Raw genomic sequence first — 22,682 nt, forward strand, 5'->3', positions numbered from 1 at the left:
CCTCAGGCGTCCAGCATGGACTCGTCCCACTCGCGGTCCAGGTCGGGATCGGCGGCCGACAGCACCTCGTCCAACCGCAGCCCCAGCTCGCCGATGTTCGGCTCGGTCATCATGTTCAGGTGATCGCCCGGCACGTCGATCACCGTGAACCGTCGCGCCGCGTACTGCTTCCAGCCGTTGTCGGCGCTGTCGAACATGCTGCCGACGGTCTTGTGCGCCAGGTCGACGCCCGGCGGCAGGCCCTCGGTGGCGCGCAGCAGCGTGATGTCGCGCTGGTACGGCTCGAGCTTGTAGTCCAGCATGGCCGAGTAGTTGGCGAAGAACACCTCGTAGAGCCGCCGGATCGCCTGCGGCGAACTGTCGGCGGGCAGGATGCCCGACCGCACCGACTCCGCCAGCATCGCCGCGAACAGATCCTCGGAATTGTGCACGCCGGGCTCGAAATCGACCAGGGCGGAGCGGCTTCCCCGCGCGTACCACAGCAGCTCGAGGAAGAACCACCGGATGAGCTTCTCCTCCGGAATCGGGGTCCGAGTGCGGGCGCGCAGCGCCATGGTGTCCAGCAGCGTCACACTGGAGACCTCGTGCTCGGGCAGCTGGCGGGCCATCTCCAAGGCGACGTAGCCGCCGAACGACCAACCCGCCAAGTGATACGGCCCCTTCGGATGCACCCGCCGCACCGCCTGCAGGTACGACTCCGTCATCGCGGGAATGGTCTTCTCCGGGGCGCTGCCGGAATCCGCGCCTGCCGCCTGCAACCCGTAGATCGGTCGATCCGGATCCAGATAACGCGCGAGGGCCAGGTAGCACAGCACGTTTCCGCCGATCGGGTGCACCAGGAACAGCGGTGGCTTGCTGCCGCCGACGCTGATCGGCACCAGCGGGTCGAATGTGCGTTGCACGGCACCCGACCGCACCAGGGTGGCGATCCCGGCGGCGGTGGGCGCGCCGATGAACGCGTCCAGCGGCACCTCGACGCCCCACCGGCGCGACAGCGCCATCACCACCCGCATCGCCCCGATCGAGGTGCCGCCCGCCGCGAAGAAGTCGTCGTCCACACCGATGGCGCGCAGTCCCGCGTACTCGGCGAGCAGTTCGACCGCCGACCGCTCGTACTCGTCGGCGGGCTCCCGCCGTGCCGACACGGTTTCCGTGGCGTCCTCGCCGTAGGCGCGCAGCGTCGCGTCGTCGCGCTTGCCGCTGGGCGTGCGGGGCAGCTCATCGAGCCAGGCGAACCGCGACGGCACCATGTGCGCTGGCAGCATCGAGCGCAGGTCGTGCCGCAACGCGGCGAGGTCGGTCTGCTCGGGCGCGCCGACCAGGAACGCGATCAGCGAGCCGTCGATGCCGCCGAAACCGCGCGCCACCACGGCGGCCTCGGTGATGCCGGGGAACTTCTCGACCAAGCTCAGGATGCACAGCTCGACTTCGGCCGGCTCCACCCGGAACCCGCGGATCTTCACCTGGCTGTCGCTGCGTCCCAGGCAGACGATGTCGCCGGAGAACAGCCGGACGCCGAGATCACCGGTGCGGTAGCGGATTCCGCCCGCGTGCGTGGCGACGAACCGCTGCGCGGTGAGCGCGGGCCTGCCCTCGTAGCCGCGGGCGATGCTGCGGCCGCCGAGATAGATCTCGCCGATCACGCCGTCCGGCACCGGTCGCAGGGCGCTGTCGAGTAGTTCGACGGTGTCGCCGTCGACGGCGCGCCCGATGGGCGGCAGCGCGGGGAACTCGTCGGCCGGACCCGTGAGCGTGAACTTGGTCGCGACGTGGGACTCGGTGGGACCGTACTGGTTCTCCAGCACCAGGCCGGGAACCACCTTGCACAGGGCGCGGATCTCGTCGGTGATGCGCAACTGCTCGCCGGAGGAGATCAGCACCTTCAGTTCGGTCGGGAACATCCGGTGCGCCACGGCCGCCTCGGCGAACGCCTGCAAGGCCACGTACGGCAGGAAGAGCCGTTCGATGCCCTCTTCCACCACCGTGGTCAGCAGTTGCTCGACGTTCGATCGCAGATCCGCCGAACTCACCCGCAGGGTGGACCCGGCCGCGAGGGTGGTGAAGATCTCCTGGAACGAGACGTCGAAACTCAACGGCGCCAACTGCAGTGTGCTCAGCAGGCCGGTGCCGGTGGACGCGCGATTCTGCCAGTCCACCAGGGAGGTCAGGCCGCGGTGCGGCATGGCGACACCCTTGGGCTCACCGGTCGACCCGGAGGTGAACAGCACGTAGGCCACCGCGTCGGGCGAGACGTGGTCGGGCAGCGCCACTTCCGCGTCGGGCGCGGAGTCGTCGAAGAGCGCGGCGGTGTCCAGCACCAAGGCGGCGTCGTCGACGATGTCGCGATAGGCGGCGTCGGCGATCACCCGGTGCGGGCGGGCTCGGTCGATCATCAGATTGAGCCTGGCTCGCGGGTAGCTGACATCCAGCGGCACACACGCGGCCCCGATCCTGGTCAGCGCGAGCACGAGCAGCACCAGTTGCGGGCGGCGCCCCATCAGGATGCCGACCCGGTCGCCCGGCGCCACCCCGAGCCCGACCAGGCGCCGGGCCAGCCGGTCGGAGCGCTCGCTCAGCTCGTCGTAGGTGACCGATTCCTCGTCACCGGCCAGGGCGATGCGGGTGGGGTCGAGCGCGGCCGCCTCGGCCACCAGCGTGCCCACGTCGCGGGCGGTCGCGGGGCCGACGCCACGGTCGATCGCCGCGTCCGGGTCGGCGACGATTCCGGCCAGCATGCGCAACTGGGTGAGCGCCACGGTCTCGCACTGCTCGGCGGTCAGCGTGTGGTCGCCGTCCACCCGCAACCACATCCGGCCGTCGCGCGGGTCGGTGGCCGCGGTGACCAGCAGTTGGAAGTTGGTCTCCTCGCGGGCGTCGAAATCGAGCAGGCGCACGCCGTCCAGCACGAGCATGGGCTGGAAGACGTGGTAGTTGACGAAGTTGAACGCCGTCTCGAAGACCGGCCCGCCGTCGGCGAGGATCGACCGCAGCGGGTAGCGGCGGAACGGATAGGCCTCGCGTTCGCGTCGCGCGATCTGCTCTACCGCCGCGCGCCATGTGGTCGCGGTGCCGTCCAACCGGATCGGCAGCGTGTTGAGGAACAGGCCCGCCACTCGTTCGGCGCCGGCCCGGTCCGGGCGACCGTGGCTGACCACGCCGGTGGTGACGTCCGTGCGGCCGGTGAGGGCCCGCAACGCCAGGCAGTGCGCGGCCAGATACACCGACTTCTCCGGCACCTGGTGGCGCGTGGCGAACGCGTAGACCCGTTCGGCCAGCCTGCGCGGCACCAGCGCCCGCGCTTGCGGCACGCCCGCCACCACCGGCTGGTGCACCCCCAGCGCGGTGAGCGCGGTGGGTTCGGCGCCTTCCAGGGCGGTCAGCCAGTACGCGCGGGCCGCGCTGTCGCGCGCGGCGCTCTGCTCGGCCCGCGCGTACTCGGCGAGCACGGTGGCCGGATGCGGGGTGGCCTCGACCCGGTTGCGGGTCATGCCGATGTGGTGCAGGTAGTCCAGCAGCAGTTCCAGCACCGACGTGGCGACACTCCAGCCGTCCAGGATGGCGTGGTGGAAGCTCAGCACCAGGTCCACCGTGCCGACCGGCTTCTGCGAGCCGGGACGGACGAACACCCGGATCGCGAACAGCGGAGCGCGTGAGATGTCGTACTGGGCGTGGGCGCGCTCCTGGAGATAGATCTCGATCAGGTCCTCGCCGTCCGCCTCGTCCATCTCGCCGAGATCGATGATCTCCAGTTCGTAGGGCGGCGCGACATGCACGATCTGCAACGGAACCGAATACCTGCTCAGCTCGAACGACGAGCGCAGCGCGGGTTGACGCCGCACCAGCCGATCCACGGCATCCCCGAATTGCGCGGCGTCCCAGGGTACTTCGAGCCGATAGCGGAACACGTCCTTGTAGGTGACCGAGTCGGCGCGCTCGATGCTGTGATACAGCATGCCCAGTTGCAGGGCCGTTGCCGGGAACGCGTCCTCGGCCTGGTGCAATGCGGCGCGGTCGATCAGCGGCACCGTCTCCAGGGGCGCGGCGACGCGGCCACGCTCGCCGTGGCGGTCGTCGCGCACGACGCGGGCCAGCTCGGCGATGGTGGGCGCCTGGTAGAAGGCGTCCACGTCGAAGTACAGCCCGGCGCGTTCGGCCGCGGTGCGCACGGCCAGCGCGAGGATGGAGTCGCCGCCGTGGGTGAAGAAGTTGTCGTGTACGCCGACCGACTCGACGCCCAGGACGGTGCGCCAGACCTGCGCGAGCCTGGTCTCGACATCGGTGCGCGGCTCCGCGCCCGCGACCGGCTCGCCGCCGTGGCCGAGGACGAGCTGCTCGGCCAGGGCGCGCCGGTCCAGTTTCCCGTTGCGAGTCAGTGGAATCCGGTCCACCCGGATCAGTCGCGACGGCACCATGTAGCGGGGCAGCCGGGCCGCCAGCTGCGCGGCGATCTCCTCACCGGAGACGTCGGTGCCGACGAAATAGCCGACCAGTTGCACGCCGTGCGCTTCCGAGACCTCGTCCACCACGGCCGCCGCACGCACCCCGGCACAGCCGAGCATCGCGTTCTGCACCTCGCCGAGAGTGATCCGGTTGCCGCGGATCTTCACCTGATCATCGAAGCGACCCAGGTATTCCAGATTGCCGTCCGGCAGCCAGCGCGCCAGGTCACCGGTGCGGTACCGGCGGCGCCCCGGCACCGCGCGATCGTCGACGAACGCCGCCGCGGTCAGCTCGGGCCTGCCGCGATAGCCGCGGGCCACGCCCACACCCGCGATGTTCAGCTCCCCCGGCACGCCGACCGGCACCCGGCGGCCGATGTGATCGAGCACGAGCAAGTCGATGTTGTCGATAGGGCGGCCGATCGGCACCACGTCGAGCGGATCGTCGGCGGGGCAGTCGAAATAGGAGACGTCGACGGTGGCCTCGGTCGGTCCATAGAGATTCACCAGCTGCGGCGCCGACGCCCCGGCCGCGGCGAAGACCGCGTGGAACCGGCGCACGAGCGCCGGGGGTAGCGCCTCGCCGCTGCAGAAAACCCGTCGCACGCTGCCGATCCGGGCGACCGTGGCGGGGTCGGCCGTGAGTTCGTCGACGAACGCGGCCAGCATGGAGGGCACGAAGTGCAGTACCGTCACGCCGTGTACGGCGATCGCGTCGGCGATCCGGCGCGGATCGCGCTCGCCGCCCGGTTCCAGCAGCGCCACTTTGGCGCCGGTGATCGCCCACCAGAACAGCTCCCACACCGAGACGTCGAAGGTCACCGGCGTCTTCTGCAGGATCACGTCCGAATCGTGTAGGGGGTAGCGTCGCTGCATCCAGGTCAGGCGGTTCACCACCGACCGGTGCTCGATCATCACGCCCTTGGGCACGCCCGTGGAACCGGAGGTGTAGATGAGGTAGCTGAGATCCGCTGGATGCGAGACATTTTCGATACCGCGCGCCGGGACGGTGTCGGCCACCGTGATCCTCGTGACGCCCAGCCTGTCGAAAACCGCTCGATGCTCCGGCCCCGCCACGACGAATCGTGCCCCGCAGTCGGCGAGCACGGTCTCGATTCGAGCGGCCGGGAAGTCGGGGTCGAGCGGCACATAGGCGCAACCGGCCCGCAGCGCACCGAAGATCGCGACGAGCATCTCCGTCGAGCGGGGCAGTACCACCGGGACGCATTCGTTGCCGGTCGCGCCCAGTGCGTGCAGCCTGGCGGCGAAACCGTCGGCGAGCGCGGACAATTCGGCATAGCGCAGCGGCTGCTCCCCGGACCCGGCGACCGGTTCGATCGCGATCCGGTCCGGATGCCGTGCGGCCACGTCGGCGACCAGCCGATCGATCGTCGTGTACGGGAATTCCTCGCGCGGACCGGATTCGAACGCGGCGATAACCGCCTGTTCCCGCCTCGGCATCAGCGGCAAGGCCGAGATCGGCACCCCGGGGCGGTCCAGCGCCGCCACCAGCAGCGCGCCGACGCCGCGCACGACCGACTCGAACGGGAAGTTGTCGTCGAAGACGTCCTTGTCGTAATAGAGCTGGAGGTTCAGCGAGCCGTCGCGCGCGTGCTCGACGCCGAGAATGTTCAGCGCCTCGAGCACAGTGCCCGGGTTGACGATGTCGAGGGTGCCGAGAATTTTGTCGAGGTGATCCGACGGCGGCATCTTGATGTAGGAGTACGCCACGTCGAACAGCGGCGGCGCCGTCGGGTCGCTGCTGAGGGCACGTGCCAGGTCGCCGTAGGGAAAACGCTCGTAGCGCTTGAGTTCCCGGATCTGCGCGGCCACTTCCGAGGCGACCGCCGACAGCGGCTCGGCGGGGTCGACCCGGATGCGCAGGGGTACCACATTCGTCCGGTGCCCGGCGGTGCGGAAGGTCTCCGCGCTGTGCCGGTTGAGCATCGGGACGCCGATCACCACCTCTTCGGAGCGGTGAATGGTGGTCAGGTAGGCGGCCAGCGCCGAAACGGTGAACGCGAAGACGGAGAAGCCGGTGGCGCGAATGCGGTCGAGAAACGCGGGTTCCACCACCACGCGCCGCCGCCCCCGGTTGACGTCGGGCGTGCTCGCACGCCCGGAGAACAGCGCGGGGACCACTCCCTCGAAGCGACGCACCAGCGCGTCGCGGTCCGCCACCCACTGCGGGGAGGACAGATACTCCTCGTGCTCGGCGGCGATCTCGCGATAGGTCGCCGCGCCGCGGTCGGTCTGCTCGGTGAACGGATCAGGCTCGGCGAGCTGCTCGAGCGAGAGGTCGGTGCGGCTGTAGTTGTCGACCAGGGCGCTCCAGAGCGCGTTCACGCCCCAGCCGTCGATCATCGCGTGGTGCATCGCCACGTAGAGATGGAAGTGGTCGGGCCCGTCGACCAGCGCGGCGATCCGGAACGGCTGCCGGGGCGGGGACGGCGTCACATTGGCCCGGTTCACCCAGTCGCGGCGCGCCGCGGCCGGGTCCGACGCCCAACTGAGATCGACCAGCTCGACCTCGGGTAGCTCGTCGGAGACCCACTGCCAGAAGCGGCCTTCGGAGAACTCGAACCGCAGGCGCAGCGCCTCGTCGGCGAGCAGCGCCCTGCGCACCACGGCGCGCAACCGGTCCATGTCGAACGGTGCGTCCATGAACGCGCAGTAGGCGTTTCGGGTGACCGGCGCCGGGGCATACCGGTAGGCGACCGACAACACATCGCGTTGGTACGCGCTGACCGGCCAGGCTTCGGGGGGTCTCTCGGAAGTAGCACTCGGTTCGAATGTCACAGTCACTCCTATCGCGACAGTCGCGGCACCGGCCGTGCGCGGATCTACTCGAGCCCACCCTGATCGCTGACACGCAAAGCTGCTACCACACTTATCCAGTTATCGATATCGCGAATCACGGCATCGGCACTGCCGATGCCGCGACTCTGCTGTTGTTATCGCGGTGTATGCGGGCCGGTCAGCAAGCTGACAGCAGCGCGCGCACGCTTTCGTCGGCCAGACGATCGGCGCGGTCACGTGATACCGCGGGCTCGACGTAGCCGATGTTGAGGGACAGCTCGTTGTGCGTCGCGTTGGCGGTGGCCATGATGAAGCCGCTGACGGACATGCCGGAGACGAACTGCGCACCCTCCAGCTGCCAGGAGCCGATCTTGTCCGGAAAGGGGTAGTCGCCCAGGTAGGTCATACAGAGATGTCCCGGGCCGCGAGTGTCCATGAGTTTCACCGTGGACGCGCTGGCGGCCACCGACTTCGGCGCGGCCACCTTCAGCAGGTTCAACGCGGACAAGTGATCGCGCCGGTCCATCCGCGCACCGTACTCGCGCTCGATCTCGGCGGCGATCTCCCACAGCGAAGCCCACGGCGCGTACTTCGCCGGGGTGGCGATCATGCCCTGATAGGTGCCGACCTCGGTGTCGCCCGCGGCGCCGTCGAGATGGTCACGGAAGTTGACCGAGCTGCCGACGGTGTACCAGGCGGCCTTGTCGGTGCCCGCCTCCCTGGCCGCCGCGATCAGCAGCGCGGCGGAGAGGGCGGCCTGCAGGCCGACGCCGTGGCGGGCGCAGCCCGCGGTGAGCGCCTCCAACTGGTCGCCGTCGAGACTGCGGTGCACCACCCGGCTGCGCCGCTGTGCGGGCGGGGCGAGCCTGGTCGGCTCCAGCCTGCGGGGCTTGCGCAGCTGCGACTTCTGGTCGCGCAGGAACGATCCCGCGGTGCGCAGCGCACCGCCCGCCCCCTGGAAGCGCGGCGGGAACAGCTCCTCCGGTCCCGGCCGGACCGGCGCGGGCGCGAAATCGCCGCCTTCCCCCGCGGCCACTTGGAGCACCTGCTTGGCCACCGACAACGCGCTCTCGCCGTCGGCGATGGCGTAGTGCAGCGTGACGATCAGCTCGTTGGTGCCGTCGGTCTCCTTGATCAGCACCGCCCTGGCCAGCGGGCCGGTACGCCAGTCGAAGGGCTCGCGCAGCTCCACCTCGTCGGCCTCGGTCAGCCAGTTCGTGCTGTCCTCGGATTCGATCACGCGCAGCGGGATCGGCGCTTGCACCGGCACGAAACGCGGTGCGGTGCCGTCCGGTTCGGCGGCGACGGCGACCCGCAAGAGCGGATGTCGGCGCTGCACTTCGTCCAAGCCGGCGCGAATCCGGTCGGCTTCGACGTGGCCACGAATGCGCACCCGCGACAGGATGTGCAGCGGTGCCAGCTGATCGGCGATCCAGTGCCAGCGCTCGACCGGCGAGAGCGGACGCGGCAGCCGCGCCGTCGGGCCGTCCGGCGCCGGGAACGACATCGGTTTGCCGAGTTCACGCAGGAAGAATTCGGTGGGCGCGTGGCGGAAGTAGGTGTCGCGCACCCGCACCAGGCGCGGGTCGGTGGTCTGCTCGATCTTCGCCAGCGAAGCCGATCCGTTCACGAACATGGCGGTGCGGTCGGCGCGCAACTTCTCGTAACGACGCAGGCCCGCGACCGGATCCAGGGAGTTGCGCAGCACACTGGCCAGCACCACCGCGTCCTCGATCGCGGCGTTGGCGCCCTGGCCGAGGCTGGGCAGCATCGGGTGCGCCGCGTCGCCGAGCAGCGTCACCCGGCCGCGGCCCCACTGCGCCAGCGGCGGGCGGTCCTGCGCGGGCACGGCCAGGATCGCCGCTTCGTCGGTCTGCTCGATGCAGGCGCGCACCTCCGGCGCCCAGTCGGCGTACAAGCGCAGTAGGTCTTCCTTGCCGCCCTGCCAGTTGGCGGCCTCGTCGGCGGGCAGCGTCTTGGTGCCCCACCAGTACACCCGGCCGTGACCGATGTCGTGGATGCCGAAACGCATTCCGGTGCCCCAGAAGTGCGCCGACAACCCGCGCGCGACATTGGGGTGCTCGAACGGGATGCAGGCCAGCCAGCAGACGAAATCGCCGGGCCGCGGCTCGGCGCGGCCGTGCAACTGGGCGCGCACCACCGAGTGGATACCGTCGGCGCCCACGAGCAGATCACCCTCGGCGACCCGGCCGTCGGCGAACTCGACGCGCACGTGCTGGCCGTCGTCGACGAAGCGGGTGGCCTGCGCGCCGACGAAAGTCGGCGTGTCGCCGATCGCGCTCAGCAGCACGTCGTGCAGGTCGGTGCGGTGCAGCGCCACGGCGGGTGCGCCGAGCTGGGCGTCGAGCCGATGCACCGGGAGCACCCGGATCGGGCTGCCGTCGGGGTTGCAGAAACGGAAGGTCTCGACCCGGCCGCCGCGTTCGAGCAGCTGCTCGTCGATGCCGAGACCCAACGTGCGCAGTGCGTTGATTCCGTTGGCCTGCACGGAAAGTCCGAAGCCCTCGGCCCGCAGTTCCGGGCCCGCTTCGTATAGTTCGACGCCGAATCCCGCATGCCGCAGGGCGGCCGCGGTGGTGAGTCCTCCGATCCCCGCCCCGAGAACGACAACCTTGATCGGACTGCTCATCGAACCTGCACTCTCATCGAACCACTCGACGGCACAGGTGGTTCCGCCGCGACGCGGCCCGCGGGCCACGCTGCCCGCGCGAAACCGTCCCGCTGAGCAGCACTGACCGAGGTCACTGCGTCGACCCCGACCAGGCAGGCAGCTAGGACGCCTGTGCCTGACCGTCCGGAAGCCTACCGCTACTGGGCGCGCAAGGCCGAGTTGAAGTGAGATTCACCGCATCGCGCGATTGTGAAACGGAAATGTGTTGCAATGAGGCATAATTCGCCCTCCACGCACCGCGTTCGCCCTCGAATCGGGCTTGTCGTCGGCTTCAGAGGTAGGACGTATCGTTCACCAGACGCACCGAAGACCCGCCGTCGAGATAGAACTCGGCTATCGACAGCGACGCCAGATCCAGATGCAAGCGATACAGCAGCGACGGGCCGGCATCGAGGGCCAGCCGCAGCAGCGTCTTGATCGGGGTCACATGACTGACCACGACCACATTGGCGCCGGGATACCGCTCGAGCAGGTCGCGCAGAGCCGCGTCCACCCGCGCGCGGACCTCCTCGAAGTTCTCCCCACCGGGCGCGGCGACGGTCGGGTCACCGATCCAACGGGCGTGCAGATCCGGATCGCGTTGCGCGGCCTCCGCGAAGGTCAACCCCTCCCACGCGCCGAAGTCGGTCTCGATCAACCCCTCATGGATCTCGACCGGGACCCCGAGCGCGGCGGCGGCCGCCTCGGCGGTCTCCCTGGCCCGGCCGAGCGGAGAGCTGACCACCGCGGCGATGCCGCCTTTGGCGGCCAGCATCTTCGCGGCGCGCGCGGCCTGCTCGCGGCCCAGCGGGGTGAGCGGCGGATTGCCGCGACCGGAATAGCGGCGTTGCACCGACAACTCGGTTTGGCCGTGGCGAAGCAGCAGCAAACGCGTGGGCCTACCGGTGGCACGGGTCCAGCCGGGACCGTGCTGCGCGGGCTTCGACTGCTCGGCGTTCGCTTCCTTGGCTTCGTCGATCCAGCTCGGCAGATCGCGCTCGGTGTGCGCGAGAGCCGGATCGGCGGCCTCCACCGACCGGGTGCCTGCGGCCGGGGCACGGCCCTCGTCCACGTCGGCTCCGGCGTCCATAGCCTCGTTCGCGAGCCGGTCGGCATGCGAGTTCTGCGCGCGCGGGATCCAGCAGTAACTCACCCGGGCGAACCCGGCCGCGATCCTGCGGGCCTGGTCGGCGAGCGGGATCAGGGCCGCGTGCTTGATCTTCCAGCGACCGGACATCTGCTCGACGACCAGCTTGGAATCCATCCGCACCACGACCGATTCGGCGCCCAGCTCCGCGGCCGCCGCCAGCCCGGCGATCAGTCCGCGATATTCGGCGACGTTGTTGGTGGCGATGCCGAGGAACTCCCGGCGCTCGGCGAGCACCCGGACGTGATCGGCGTCGTAGACCACCGCGCCGTACCCGGCCGGACCGGGGTTGCCCCGCGAGCCGCCGTCGGCCTCGACGATCACCTCGGGGAAGCTCATCGCATCTCCCCGGCAACCGGTCGCGGCGAACTCACAGCCCCGATTCCCTGGTCCGGACCAGGATGGCGCCGCACTCCGGGCAGCGCACGACCACGTCGGGAGCGGTCTTGGCGATACGGGCGATCTCGCCGCGATCGAGTTCGATGCGGCACGCGCCGCAACGGCGCGCCTGCAACAGGGCCGCGCCGACGCCGTGCTGTTCCCGTTGACGGTCGTAGATCGCCAGCAGTTCGCCGGGCAGCTTCGCCACCACACCGGAGCGATCGGTCTCGCAGCGCGTCTGCGCCACGTCCAGGTCCGCGAGCGCCTCGTCCCGCTGCCGCCTGGCATCGGCGAGTTCCTCGTCGGTCTTGCTCAACCGCGCGCCCGCGTGCTCGTGATCGGCGGCCGAGGCCTCGCGCCGCTCCATCACCTCGAGCAGCTCGTCCTCCAGCACGGAGCGGCGGCGCTCCAGACTCCCCAGCTCGTGCTGGATCTCCGAAAGCTGTTTGGCGTTCACGGTTCCCGCGGTGAGCAGACTCTTGTCCCGCTCCTCGCGCTTGCGCACCGCCTCGACCTCGCCCTCCAGCTTGCGGATGTCGCGGTCGAGATCGTCCAGCACGATCTCCACGGCCACCGCGGCGTCGGAGTGCGCGTTGCGCTCGGCCTCCAGCCGCGCCACCTCCTGCTGCTCGGGCAGCACGGTGCGGCGGTGCGCGATCCGGGTCAGCTCGGCGTCGACGGCGGCGAGCCGCAGCAGCTCGGCCTGGATCGGGGGTTCGACATTCAACGCGGACAAACTCCTGGACGGGGTGGACGGGACTGGTGTTCAACCGTACCCCGCCGGATCGGCGGACCGGCGTCAGCCGCCGACCGTGCGAGTTTTGATGGCGTCGCGGGAGATGTAGACGTCGTATTCGCCGGGCACCGCGATCACCGCGTTGCCGTAGGCGGAGCGCACGAACGGCTGGGTCCACCAGCGGCCGGCACGCATGTCGGCGAAGAAGTCGCGGTCGCCGTCGTTGAGAAAGATCTGGTTCTGTTTGGTCGCGACGCCGTCCAGACGCTGACCGTACAGGCGGCTGATCCGGTAGCCGGAGTGAAAGCCCAGAGCGTTCACCCACGGCTCCAACTCGACGATGCCCGCTTGCAGTACCCACATGTCGCCTTCGACCCGGTGGGTGAGGCGCTGTTCGGAGTGGTCGTCGTCGCCGTACAGGGTGAGGTCGACGTCGAGCAGGTGTTCCTGCCCCGCCACCGGCTTGGCCACCACGTGCGCAGCCTTGATCTCGCCGGTCAATCCCAGATATGTCTGCAGCAGCGTCGCGATCCACAGCAGCACCGCGGCGACCAGCAGCAGCGCGAGCCCGCCCGTCCCCCGCGCGAGCAGCGGCCGCATGCCCACCCGGCGCGCCGCGATCAGACCGGAGACGATCAGCGCTACACCGACGACCAGCAGCAGGATCAGCCCGATCTGCACGAGCCCGAAATCAACCGGGAAGTTCATGCGGTAGTTGTACCCCGCGCGAACTACTCGATTCACCCGAACCGCCCAACCTTTCCCGGCCCGGCACGGACACGCCCCGACACGCCGTTGCCAGTTCGTCGCCGAGACAACGGGTTCGGACGCGGACGTGCGGCATCAGCCGGGCGCGCGCACCGTCCACGGGTCGGTGCGCAGCGTGGACACCCTGGTCTCCAGGCCGGGCAGGGCGGTTCGCACGATCGCTTCCGCCTGCGCGCACCACGGGAATTCGGTCGCCCAGTGCGCGGCGTCCACCAAGGCGGGGCCGCCTTTGCGCAGGTGCTCGTCGACCGGGTGGTGGCGCAGGTCGGAGGTGAGATACACATCGACACCCAGCCCGCCGGCCCTGTTCAGATAGGAGTCACCGGCGCCGCCACACACCGCGACCGTGTAGACGGTGCGGTCCGGGTCGCCCGCGGCGCGTACGCCCCACGCGGTGGGCGGGAGGGCGCGGGCCACGCGATCGGTGAAGTCGCGCAAGGATTCCGGTTGCGGCAGGGTGCCGATCCGGCCGATGCCGAGCGACGACGGCAGCTGGGCGCGTTCCCCGATGTGATACACCGGGTCGTCACCGGGATGCGCGGCCCGCAGCGCGGCGAGCACGGCCGAGCGCGCGGCGGGCGGGGCGGCCACCTCGATCCGCTCCTCCTCGACGTACTGGAGTTCGGTCAGGGAGCCTTGTTCCGCGGCTTCGGGACGGAACTGGCCGGTCGCGGGCACACGCACCGCACGGTCGCAACAATGCCCGCTCGCGCCAGCACCGGCGGCGAAGAGCGCGGCGAGCACCGCGTCGGTGTGCGTGCGCGGCACCTGGATCACCCAGTTGTCCACGGCTGCTTCGGGTTTGGAGTCCAGCGGGCCGGTCACGGTCAGGCCGATGGCCGCGGCGAGCGCGTCGGAGACGCCGGGATCGGCGGAGTCGGCGTTCGTGTGCGCGGTGAACAGCGCGCAGCCCGAACGGATCAGCCGGTGCAGCAGCGCGCCTTTCGGCGTGCTCGCGGCGACGGTGTCGACGCCGCGCAGCAGCAACGGGTGGTGTACCACCAGCGCCTGCGCACGCCAGTCGATCGCCTCGTCGACGACCGCGGCGGTCGCGTCCACCGCGAACAGCACCCGGGTCAGCTCCTCGGCCGGGTCACCGCAGACCAGGCCGACCGAGTCCCACGGCTCGGCCAGCGCGGGCGGGTAGGCCGCGTCGAGTGCCCCGATGAGATCCGCGAGCGTGGTCATCGTCCACCTTCCTTCGCTTCGGTTCTGCACTGTGCGGCAGTCGATTCACCGCCGGACGTGCCTGCGTGGCTGCGTGCGCTCGCCCGCCTCGTGCCGGTGATTCGCGTGGTCGGACGGTACGAAGGGCACAGTCCAGCGCCACGGACACCGCGTCCGTCGTGGTGAGCGGGGCCGGACCCTTTGTTCGCCCGGATGCCCGGTGCGGCGACCACCATGCGGCGGAATTCCGGCCGACTCGACAGCAGGTCCTCGCCGAGTCGTGGAGATCGGCCACCGGCCGCGAGACGTCCGACACGCGAATTCTCCGTCCGGCCAGTGCGCCTGCGCGCGGGATCGGATCGATGATCGGCGTGGCACGGCCGGAGCCTCGTGCTCACCGGACATCCGCCGATCGGATCGCCGCGACCAGCCGATCGACCTCCGCGGGGCCGCGGACCGCCACGCGCAGGTGATCCGGGCCCAGGCCTGGGAAGGTGTCCGCGCGCCGGACCGCGATCTCCTCCGCGGCCAGGTGTTTGCGCAGCAATTCACCGTCCGGCACGCGCAGCAGCAGGAACGGGCCTTCCGCCGGAGTGTGGACCGCCACGCCGAGGCCGCTCAGGCGCTCGATCATCGCGGCACGGTGCACGGCGAGCGTTTCGGCGCGGCGCTGCGACTCGGCCACGGCGGCCGGGCTCGCGGTCGCGGTGATCGCCTCCAGTTGCAGGGTGCCCAGCGGCCAGTGCGGTCGCCCGTGGCCGAGGCGCGCCAGCACCTCGGGCGCGCCGAGGAAGTAACCGCAGCGCAGCCCCGCCAGCGCCCACGTCTTGGTGAGGCTGCGCAGGACGAGCAGGTCGGGCGCGGGGTCGGCGGCGAGGGATTCCGGCTCACCGGCCACCGCGTCGGCGAAGGCCTCGTCGACCACGATGACGCGCCCGGGCCTGCGCAGGGCGCGGATTGCGGCGGCCGGGTGCAGTACCGAGGTCGGGTTGGTGGGGTTCCCGAGCACCACCAGATCGGCTCCGGCGGGCACCACGGCGGAATCGAGCCGGTAGGGCGGTTCCAGAATCACCCTGGTGACGGGAACGCCCGCTTCCCGGAGCGCGAGTTCGGGCTCGGTGAACGACGGATGCAACACCGCGGCCGACCGCGGCGCGAGGCGGGGCAGCATGGCGAAGCCTTCCGCCGCGCCGGCCAGCAGCAGCACCTCCCCGGGATCGCGGCCGTGCCGGGCCCCGATCGCGCTGCGGGCGGCTTCGGCGTCCTCGGCGCTCGGATAACGCCCCAGATCGGACAGGCGCGCGGCCAAGCGCCGCCGCAGCCATTCCGGCGGTGCGGCTCCCTGCACGTTCACCGCGAAATCGAGCATGCCCGGACGTGCGTCCACGTCGCCGTGGTGGCGCAGTTTCGCTCGATCGACGGTGTCCTCGGCCACGAGACCACACCCTACGTGGCGGCCCCGGAGCGGGACCGGCCAGAATGGCAGGCGTGGGCCAGCTGCACGTCTCGTTCGTCTGTACCGGCAATATCTGCCGCTCTCCGATGGCGGAAAAGATATTCGCCTCGCACCTGTACCGGGCCGGCCTGGCCAATCGGGTGCGGGTGAGCAGCGCGGGCACCGGTTCGTGGCACGTGGGCGACGACGCCGACCCGCGCACCAGCGCGACCCTGCGCAAATACGGGTACCCGACCGGTCACGTCGCCGCGGCGTTCGGCGCCGAGCACAGTGACGCGGACCTGGTGATCGCGCTGGACAGCTCGCACCAGCGCGACCTCGCCCGCCTGGGCATCCCGGCCGAGCGGCTGCGGTTGCTGCGCGCCTTCGACCCGGACGCCGACGGTCAGGACGTGGCCGATCCCTACTACGGCGACACGGCGGACTTCGAACTCGTGCGCACGCAGATCGAGGCCGCCGTCCCCGGCCTGCTCGACTGGGTGCGCGCCGAACTGGCCGCCGCCGAACCGCCCGACCCGCGCCTCGTCTCCGACGAGCGATCCTGATGCGCAGACTGACCTTCCTGCTTCGCCCCAGCTGGCTGATCCTGGCGGTGATGGTCGCCGCGTTCGCCTACCTGTGCTTCACCGTGCTCGCGCCGTGGCAACTCGGCAAGAACACCGCCACCTCGCACCGCAACCAGTTGATCGCCGACTCGGTGAAGGCCGAGCCCGTCGACGTCATCGCCGTGCTCTCCGGTGCGGGGAGCGAGCACACCGAGTGGCGGCGTGTCACCGCCTCCGGCAGCTATGTGCCGGACTCGACGGCGCTGGTGCGGCTGCGCCATCTCGACGGCGCTCCGGGGTACGCGGTGCTCACGACGTTCCGGTTGGACGACGGGCGCGTACTGCTCGTAGACCGCGGGCTGGTGTCGGCGGTCGACGGCACGCGCCCGCCGCAGATCCCCGATCCTCCCGCCGGGCCGCAGCGCATCGAGGCCAGGGTCCGGATGTCCGAAGGGGTCACGCCCGGCAAGGACCCGAGCGTCCAGGACGGCTATCGCCAGGTGTACTCCATCGACACCACCCAGGAGACGGCGGTCCTGCAACAGTCCCTGACCGCCGTACCGACCGGCGGCGAGCGCGGCGGCTACCTGCAACTGAGTGCAAACCAACCGGGCGCGTTCACTCCGACGCCGCTCCCCCAGCTCGATGCGGGCCCCTATTTGTCCTATGGCCTGCAATGGCTGGCCTTCGGCATCATGGCTCCCCTCGGCCTCGGCTATTTCATTTACGCCGAGATCCGGGAACGAAGGAAAGAAAAGAGCTCCGCCGCGGAATCGCCCGAGGCCACGTCGGGCACCGAACCGGCCGGGTCCGAGCAGGCTCCGTCGACGGCTCCCAGCGTGCCCGCCGCACCGACCACGGAAGCGCGCCTCGCCGACCGCTACGGCCGCGGCCGCGGTTGATCCCGGCATGGTCGCGGCCGGACATGCTCGACGCGACGCCGGACGATGCGCACTACGGCTGAGCCGGGCCGAGCAGATCCCACCGGTTCCCAGCGATGTCCAGGAAGACCGCCACCTGCCCGTATGGCTCGCTCCGTGGCGCGCCGACGAACTCGACACCGCGCGAGACCATTCGGTCGTACGCCGACCGAAAGTCCTCGACCTGCAAGAAGAACCCGACGCGGTCCGCGACCTGCTGTCCGATCACCGCGGCTTGCCGCGCACCGTCGGCGCGGGCCAGCAATATGCCGGTTTCGGCGCCGGGCGGTCGCACGACCACCCACCGTTTCGGGCGGCCGTCATTCGTGCGAGCCGCCGAGTCCTCGATCAGTTCGAATCCCAGCGAGTCGACGAAGAAGTCGATCGCGGCGTCGTACTCCGCCACCACGATGGTCATGAGCCCGATTCGCACCCGCCGACCCTATCCGAGCCGGAACGCGGGCGCGGGCAGTCGGCGGCACTGTCGCCCGCCGACCAGGTGCGCACGGTGCATGCAGGTGACCGCCACCGGGCGATCGCGAGCGGCTATGGCCGCCGGTGCGCAGGCCGCCCGCAGCGGCGGCCCGGGTCAGCGGACCACTCAGCGCCTCGTCACGACGACGGCGGCGGCGATCAGTGTGGCGGTGAGTTGCACGGCCTCGGAAAGGCGTACGGCGCGGCGCAAGTCGTGCACGGTCGGAGCCGGGCCGTCACCGAGGACCGGGCGCATCTCCACACCGTGCGGGTACTCGGTGCGGCCACCCAACCGGACGCCGAGCGCCCCGGCCATCGACGCTTCGACCACGCCCGCGTTGGGGCTGGGATGCCCGGCGGCGTCCCGGCGCCACGCGGCCAGGGCGGCAGCGGGCCTTCCACCGATCGAGGGTGCGAGCACGGCGGTGAGCAAACCGGTGAGGCGCGCCGGAATCAGGTTGGCCGCGTCGTCGACGCGCGCGGCGGCCCAGCCGAAATGCCGGTAGCGCTCGTTGCGGTAGCCGATCATCGCGTCCAGCGTGTTGACCGCGCGATATCCGAGCAAACCCGGAACGCCCGCCACCGCTCCCCACACCACCGGGGCGACGGCCGCGTCGGAGGTGTTCTCGGCGATGGACTCCAAGGCCGCGCGGGCGAGACCGTCCGCGTCGAGCGCCTGCGGGTCGCGGCCGCACAGCGAGGGCAACAGCGCGCGTGCGCCGTCGAGATCGCCCCCCGCCAGGCGATCGGCCATCCGGCGACCGGTTCGGGCCAGACTCCGGCCCCCCAGCACGGTCCAGGTCGCGGCGGCGGTCGCGACCACGCCGCCGCGGCGCACGGCCACGCCGAGTCCGACCACCGCGCCGACGGCCAGCGCCTCGTGCACCAGCCCCGCTGCGCGCCGGTCGGCATAGGTCACCGACTCCAAAGCCGCCACCGCCGAACCGAATCCGGCCACCGGGTGCCACCGCCGCGGATCACCGAACGCTCGATCGAGCGCGAATCCGAGCAGCAACCCGAGCGCGGTGGCGGTCCCCTTCTGCACTCGGCGACACTATCGGGCGGGCGGCGACCGTCCCGCACGACCCGGCCGTGTCACACTCCGCGCCCCTGCGTCGTCGACCTGGTGACGTATCCATAGACTCGCCCCGGCGGGGCCCGAACGACGAACGGCGAACAGACGTGACTTCCGAACAGTCTTCCCCCGAGCACCTCGACCAGGCCGAGCTGGCTCGGCGGTTCGAGGAGCACCGCCCGTATCTGCGCAGGCTCGCCTACAGCACACTGGGCAGTCTCAGTGACGCCGACGACGTCGTGCAGGAGGCCTGGCTGCGGTTGCAGCGCCAGTACGAGACGGGCACCGCCGGAGAGATCGACAACTTGCGGGCCTGGCTGTCCACCGTCACCGGCAGGCTCGCTCTCGACCACCTCGGCTCCGCCCGCGTGCGCCGCGAACAGTACGTGGGCGAATGGCTGCCGGAGCCGGAGGTGACCAGCTGGGACGACCCCGCCGACCGGATCACCCAGGACGAGCGGGTCACCACCGCGCTGCTGGTCGTGCTCGAGTCGCTGTCGCCCGCCGAGCGCACCGCGTTCGTACTCCAGGACGTCTTCGGCATGAGCGGCCCCGAAGTCGCCGAAGTGGTCGGCCGCACCCCGGCCGCCGTCCGCCAGCTGGCTTCCCGCGCACGCAAACACGTCGAGCAGGGCACTCCGCGCTTTCCCGCCTCCCCCGACGAGCAGAAGAAGGTGGTGTCGGCCTTCGCGCTGGCGTGGCGTTCCGGCGACCTCGGGGCCCTGCTCGGCGTTCTGGACACGAACGTCAGCCTGACCGCCGACGGCGGCGGCAAGGTGCCCGCGATCCGGCAGCCCGTGCACGGCGCCGAACTCGTGGCCAAGTTGCTGCTCGGCTGGTACCAAGTGGCGGGCGGCTGGGGCCGCGCGGTGCTGGTCAACGGCCAGCCCGGCCTGGTGGTCTTCGACGGCACCCACACCGGCGTCTTCTCCTTCACCGTCGACGACGGTCGCATCGTCGCGATCGACGTGGTCCGCAACCCCGACAAGTTGCGCGACCTGCCCACCACCGGTGAGCCCGACTGGCACCTGGGCGGAAGCCGCACCGAGCGGGAGTAGTCAGCCCGCGACGCCGAGCGGCCGCGAGTACCCGTGCGCGGCCGCGACTTCGGCCGACAGCAGCCGCCCGGCGTCCGCGGTGAGCCCGTGCGCGAGATCGGGGTGCCGGGCGCATGCCTCCTGCCAGCCGAGTTCGGCGATCGCCCGCACGTAGGGCAGGGTCGCGTTGGTGAGCGCGATGGTCGAGGTGTGCGGCACCGCGCCCGGCATGTTGGCGACGCAGTAGAACAGCGAATCCGCCACCCGGAAGGTCGGATTCGCGTGCGTCGTCGGGTGGGCCGAGGCGAAGCAGCCGCCCTGGTCGATGGAGATGTCCACCAGCACAGCGCCGGGGCGCATGTCGCCGACGAGCTCATCGGAGACCAGCTCCGGCGCACGCGCACCGGGAACCAGCACCGCGCCGATCACCAGATCCGCCGACAACACCGCGCGCCGGACCTCCGTGGCGTTCGACGCGACGGTGGCGATCCGCCCGTCGAAGCGAGCGTCGAGTTCGCGCAACCGATGCAGGTTGGTGTCCAGCACGCTGACGCGCGCCCCCATGCCGACGGCGACCGCGGCCGCGTTCGACCCCGCCACGCCGCCGCCGAGCACCACCACTTCCGCCGGGCGCACGCCGGGGACGCCGCCGGGCAGCAGTCCGGCGCCTCCGAGCGGCGCCATCAGGTGATACGCGCCGACCTGGGCGCCGAGTTTGCCCGCGATCTCGCTCATCGGAGCCAGCAGGGGCAGCGACCCGTCGGCGGTGCGCACCATCTCGTAGGCGATGGCGGTGATGCCCGAGCGCAACACGGCGTCGGTGCATTCGCGCGACGCCGCCAAGTGCAGGAAGGTGAACAACACCTGCCCACGGCGCATCCGCGGATACTCCTGCGCGATCGGCTCCTTCACCTTCAACACCAGGTCGGCTTCCCGCCACACCTGGTCGGCGTCGGGGACCAGGCGGGCCCCCACCGCGGCGTAGTCGGCATCGGGAAATCCCGATCCGACGCCCGCGCCCGCCTGCACCAGCACGTCGTGTCCGTGCCCGGTCAGTTCCCCGGCGCCCGCCGGAGTCAGGGCTACCCGGAACTCTTGATCCTTGACCTCCTGCGGAACTCCGATCCTCATACCGCCATCGTGGCCCCGGCGCGGGGCCGACGCCACGACCGACGCGCCGAACGCGCACGGCGACCACCCGAGCCGCGCGCGCCGGGTGAGTTTCTCGGCACGTTGCCCAGCTGAGTTCGGACGACCCGTCTCATACGGTGGTGGTGCGTCCCAGCGTCGGTATCCGCAACTGCTCGATGCGGCCGCCGTAGCGGAAGACGTGGCCCAGGTAGTCGAGCGTCTCGCTGAAGTGCGCCCAGCCTTCGGCGTGGACGGGCACGATCACCGCGTCACCGAGCGCTTCGACCGCCTCCAGCGCGGTGCGCGCGTTCATGGTGACGTCGGTGTCGCCGAAACGGCCGACGTTCGCGGCGCCCACGTTGAGCACGGCGATGTCGACGCGGCCGATCCGCTCGACGATCTGCCGTACCAGCTCGACGGAGGCGTTGTCACCCGAGACGTACACCGTCGGTTCGCCTTCGGCGCGCAGCACGAACCCGGTGACGATGCCGCTGAACGGCTCGCAGCCCTCGGGACCGTGCAGGGCCGGCACGCCGGTCACCTGCACGCCGTGCACCGTCACCGTCTCCCAGTTCGCCAGCCCGCGCACTCCTTCGATCCGGGTCGCCGCACCGGGCGTGGACAGCACGGTCGGCACCGTGGTCAGCAACTTCCGGCCGGAGTCGTCGAGGTTGTCGGCGTGTTCGTCGTGCGAGAGCAGTACGACGTCCACGGGGCCGACTTCCGCCTGCGGCACGGCGGGCCCGACGAGTTTGTGCAATGTGACGGGCCCCGGGTAATCCCCCGGCTCGTCGAAGGTGGGGTCGGTCAGCCAGGTGCGGCCCGCGTAGCGGAACCGCACCGTGGGACCGCCGATGTGCAGGAGTTCCAGGCCGGTGCGTTCGATCGTCTCGCTCATGCCGTTGATCTTGTCCCGCCTGCCCGCCACAAGACAGTGGCCCGCGAGCCGCTTACCGTTAAGATCGGGCCATGCGCACGGTAGCCGTCCTGGCGTTCGACGGAGTCAGTCCCTTCCATCTGTCGGTGCCCAGCCTCGTTTTCGGCCGGGTCGGCGTCGAAGGGCCCGCGCCGTATCAGGTGGACGTGTGCGCCGAGCGGCCCGGAACAGTGCGCACCCCCGCCGGATTCGACATCCACGTCCAGCACGGACTCGAGACGCTGACGCGGGCCGGCACCGTCGTGATCCCGAGCTGGCGACTCGGCGCACCGCTGTCCGCCGACGTGCGCGACGCCCTGCGCACCGCGCACGCCGGCGGCGCAAGGATCGTCGGGCTGTGCCTGGGTTCCTGGGCGGTGGCCGCCAGCGGACTGGCCGACGGCCGCGAGATCACCACGCATTGGGCCTCCGCCGCCGAGCTCGCCCGCGCGTTCCCCGCGGTCCGGGTCCGCGCCGACACGCTGTGGTCGGATCTGGGCGACGTCGTGACCTCCGCCGGGGTGGCCGCGGCGCTGGACTGCTGCCTGCATCTGGTCCGCGGTGATCTCGGCAGCAAAGCCGCCACCGAGCTGGCCAGGTCGCTGGTCACCGCCCCGCATCGCAGCGGCTCCCAGGCGCAGTACATCCCCGTCGCGGTGCCCGACGCCGCCGACGACGATCCGATCGAGCGCGCCATGGTCTGGGCGCGCACCCATCTCGGCGACCCGGTCGACCTGGACGGCTGGGCCCGCGTCGCGCTCATGTCGCGGCGCACCTTCACCCGCCGCTTCCGCGACCGCACCGGCACCAGCCCCCAGCAGTGGCTGCTGCTCCAGCGCACCGATCGCGCGCGGCTACTGCTCGAATCCACCACCGACACCGTGGAACGCATCGCGGTCGACACCGGATTCGGGACGGCGGTGAGCCTGCGCCACCACTTCCACCGCATCCTCGGGACCAGTCCCGCCGCCCACCGCACCAGCTTCCAAGGGCAGAACTGACCGGGACGGGCCGTGGGTG

At 70.8% G+C, this 22,682-nt stretch carries 15 protein-coding genes; 4 read left to right on the top strand and 11 right to left on the bottom strand.

Annotated elements, in window-relative coordinates; translation table 11 throughout:
• Window positions 1-2: 2 nt before the first annotated feature.
• From ACWEH3_RS09720 to cobC, 7 genes are all read right to left on the bottom strand, one after another.
• Complete coding sequence (locus ACWEH3_RS09720; RefSeq protein ID WP_452358296.1) at window positions 3-7,166, bottom strand: amino acid adenylation domain-containing protein; 7,164 nt, start codon at window positions 7,164-7,166, stop codon at window positions 3-5.
• 250 nt (window positions 7,167-7,416) lie between these two features.
• Window positions 7,417-9,888, bottom strand: a complete 2,472-nt coding sequence (locus tag ACWEH3_RS09725; protein ID WP_450015153.1) for an FAD-dependent monooxygenase — start codon at window positions 9,886-9,888, stop codon at window positions 7,417-7,419.
• A 313-nt stretch (window positions 9,889-10,201) separates the two neighbouring features.
• Window positions 10,202-11,395, bottom strand: coding sequence for a bifunctional RNase H/acid phosphatase (locus ACWEH3_RS09730; protein WP_450015154.1), 1,194 nt, complete (start codon window positions 11,393-11,395; stop codon window positions 10,202-10,204).
• 31 nt (window positions 11,396-11,426) lie between these two features.
• Complete coding sequence (locus ACWEH3_RS09735; RefSeq protein WP_450015155.1) at window positions 11,427-12,164, bottom strand: zinc ribbon domain-containing protein; 738 nt, start codon at window positions 12,162-12,164, stop codon at window positions 11,427-11,429.
• A gap of 72 nt (window positions 12,165-12,236) precedes the next feature.
• Complete coding sequence (locus ACWEH3_RS09740) at window positions 12,237-12,881, bottom strand: hypothetical protein (protein ID WP_450015269.1); 645 nt, start codon at window positions 12,879-12,881, stop codon at window positions 12,237-12,239.
• Window positions 12,882-13,016: 135 nt separating this feature from the next.
• Window positions 13,017-14,129 (bottom strand): Nif3-like dinuclear metal center hexameric protein, encoded by a 1,113-nt coding sequence (locus ACWEH3_RS09745; RefSeq protein ID WP_450015156.1) that lies wholly within the window; start codon window positions 14,127-14,129, stop codon window positions 13,017-13,019.
• Between the two features lie 373 nt (window positions 14,130-14,502).
• Window positions 14,503-15,543, bottom strand: coding sequence for an Rv2231c family pyridoxal phosphate-dependent protein CobC (gene cobC / locus ACWEH3_RS09750; protein ID WP_450015157.1), 1,041 nt, complete (start codon window positions 15,541-15,543; stop codon window positions 14,503-14,505).
• A 44-nt stretch (window positions 15,544-15,587) separates the two neighbouring features.
• On the opposite strand from cobC, the gene ACWEH3_RS09755 reads away from it, so the two are divergent.
• Both ACWEH3_RS09755 and ACWEH3_RS09760 read left to right on the top strand, forming a co-directional pair.
• Complete coding sequence (locus tag ACWEH3_RS09755) at window positions 15,588-16,109, top strand: low molecular weight protein-tyrosine-phosphatase (protein WP_450015158.1); 522 nt, start codon at window positions 15,588-15,590, stop codon at window positions 16,107-16,109.
• Window positions 16,109-17,011 (top strand): SURF1 family cytochrome oxidase biogenesis protein, encoded by a 903-nt coding sequence (locus ACWEH3_RS09760; protein WP_450015159.1) that lies wholly within the window; start codon window positions 16,109-16,111, stop codon window positions 17,009-17,011. The genes ACWEH3_RS09755 and ACWEH3_RS09760 overlap by 1 nt, the downstream gene beginning before the upstream one ends.
• A gap of 52 nt (window positions 17,012-17,063) precedes the next feature.
• On the opposite strand, the gene ACWEH3_RS09765 is transcribed toward ACWEH3_RS09760, so the two are convergent.
• Both ACWEH3_RS09765 and ACWEH3_RS09770 read right to left on the bottom strand, forming a co-directional pair.
• Window positions 17,064-17,462, bottom strand: a complete 399-nt coding sequence (locus ACWEH3_RS09765; protein WP_450015160.1) for a VOC family protein — start codon at window positions 17,460-17,462, stop codon at window positions 17,064-17,066.
• Window positions 17,463-17,630: 168 nt separating this feature from the next.
• Window positions 17,631-18,548 carry a cobalamin biosynthesis protein gene (locus ACWEH3_RS09770; protein WP_452358297.1) on the bottom strand — a complete coding sequence of 306 codons (918 nt, stop codon included), beginning with the start codon at window positions 18,546-18,548 and terminating at the stop codon, window positions 17,631-17,633.
• 137 nt (window positions 18,549-18,685) lie between these two features.
• Here ACWEH3_RS09770 and sigJ point away from each other — a divergent pair, with 137 nt between their 5' ends.
• Window positions 18,686-19,636 (top strand): RNA polymerase sigma factor SigJ, encoded by a 951-nt coding sequence (sigJ, locus tag ACWEH3_RS09775; RefSeq protein ID WP_450015162.1) that lies wholly within the window; start codon window positions 18,686-18,688, stop codon window positions 19,634-19,636.
• On the opposite strand, the gene ald is transcribed toward sigJ, so the two are convergent.
• Together ald and ACWEH3_RS09785 are read right to left on the bottom strand one after the other, a co-directional pair.
• Window positions 19,637-20,746: an alanine dehydrogenase gene (ald, locus tag ACWEH3_RS09780; protein ID WP_450015163.1), complete on the bottom strand. Its 1,110-nt coding sequence runs from the start codon at window positions 20,744-20,746 to the stop codon at window positions 19,637-19,639. It lies immediately after the preceding gene.
• Between the two features lie 130 nt (window positions 20,747-20,876).
• Window positions 20,877-21,644 carry an MBL fold metallo-hydrolase gene (locus ACWEH3_RS09785; protein ID WP_450015164.1) on the bottom strand — a complete coding sequence of 256 codons (768 nt, stop codon included), beginning with the start codon at window positions 21,642-21,644 and terminating at the stop codon, window positions 20,877-20,879.
• Window positions 21,645-21,715: 71 nt separating this feature from the next.
• Here ACWEH3_RS09785 and ACWEH3_RS09790 point away from each other — a divergent pair, with 71 nt between their 5' ends.
• Window positions 21,716-22,663, top strand: coding sequence for a GlxA family transcriptional regulator (locus tag ACWEH3_RS09790; protein ID WP_450015165.1), 948 nt, complete (start codon window positions 21,716-21,718; stop codon window positions 22,661-22,663).
• Window positions 22,664-22,682 lie beyond the last annotated feature (19 nt).

It is taken from the genome of Nocardia sp. NPDC004718 (genome assembly GCF_053601535.1).

Bases quoted from the DNA above. Each gene is read 5' to 3' on its own strand.
- ACWEH3_RS09745 (WP_450015156.1), bottom strand. From the start codon at position 14,129: ATGACCACGCTCGCGGATCTCATCGGGGCACTCGACGCGGCCTACCCG.
- ald (WP_450015163.1), bottom strand. From the start codon at position 20,746: ATGAGGATCGGAGTTCCGCAGGAGGTCAAGGATCAAGAGTTCCGGGTA.
- ACWEH3_RS09740 (WP_450015269.1), bottom strand. From the start codon at position 12,881: ATGAACTTCCCGGTTGATTTCGGGCTCGTGCAGATCGGGCTGATCCTG.
- ACWEH3_RS09760 (WP_450015159.1), top strand. From the start codon at position 16,109: ATGCGCAGACTGACCTTCCTGCTTCGCCCCAGCTGGCTGATCCTGGCG.
- ACWEH3_RS09730 (WP_450015154.1), bottom strand. From the start codon at position 11,395: ATGAGCTTCCCCGAGGTGATCGTCGAGGCCGACGGCGGCTCGCGGGGC.
- ACWEH3_RS09785 (WP_450015164.1), bottom strand. From the start codon at position 21,644: ATGAGCGAGACGATCGAACGCACCGGCCTGGAACTCCTGCACATCGGC.
- ACWEH3_RS09725 (WP_450015153.1), bottom strand. From the start codon at position 9,888: ATGAGCAGTCCGATCAAGGTTGTCGTTCTCGGGGCGGGGATCGGAGGA.
- ACWEH3_RS09755 (WP_450015158.1), top strand. From the start codon at position 15,588: ATGGCAGGCGTGGGCCAGCTGCACGTCTCGTTCGTCTGTACCGGCAAT.
- ACWEH3_RS09790 (WP_450015165.1), top strand. From the start codon at position 21,716: ATGCGCACGGTAGCCGTCCTGGCGTTCGACGGAGTCAGTCCCTTCCAT.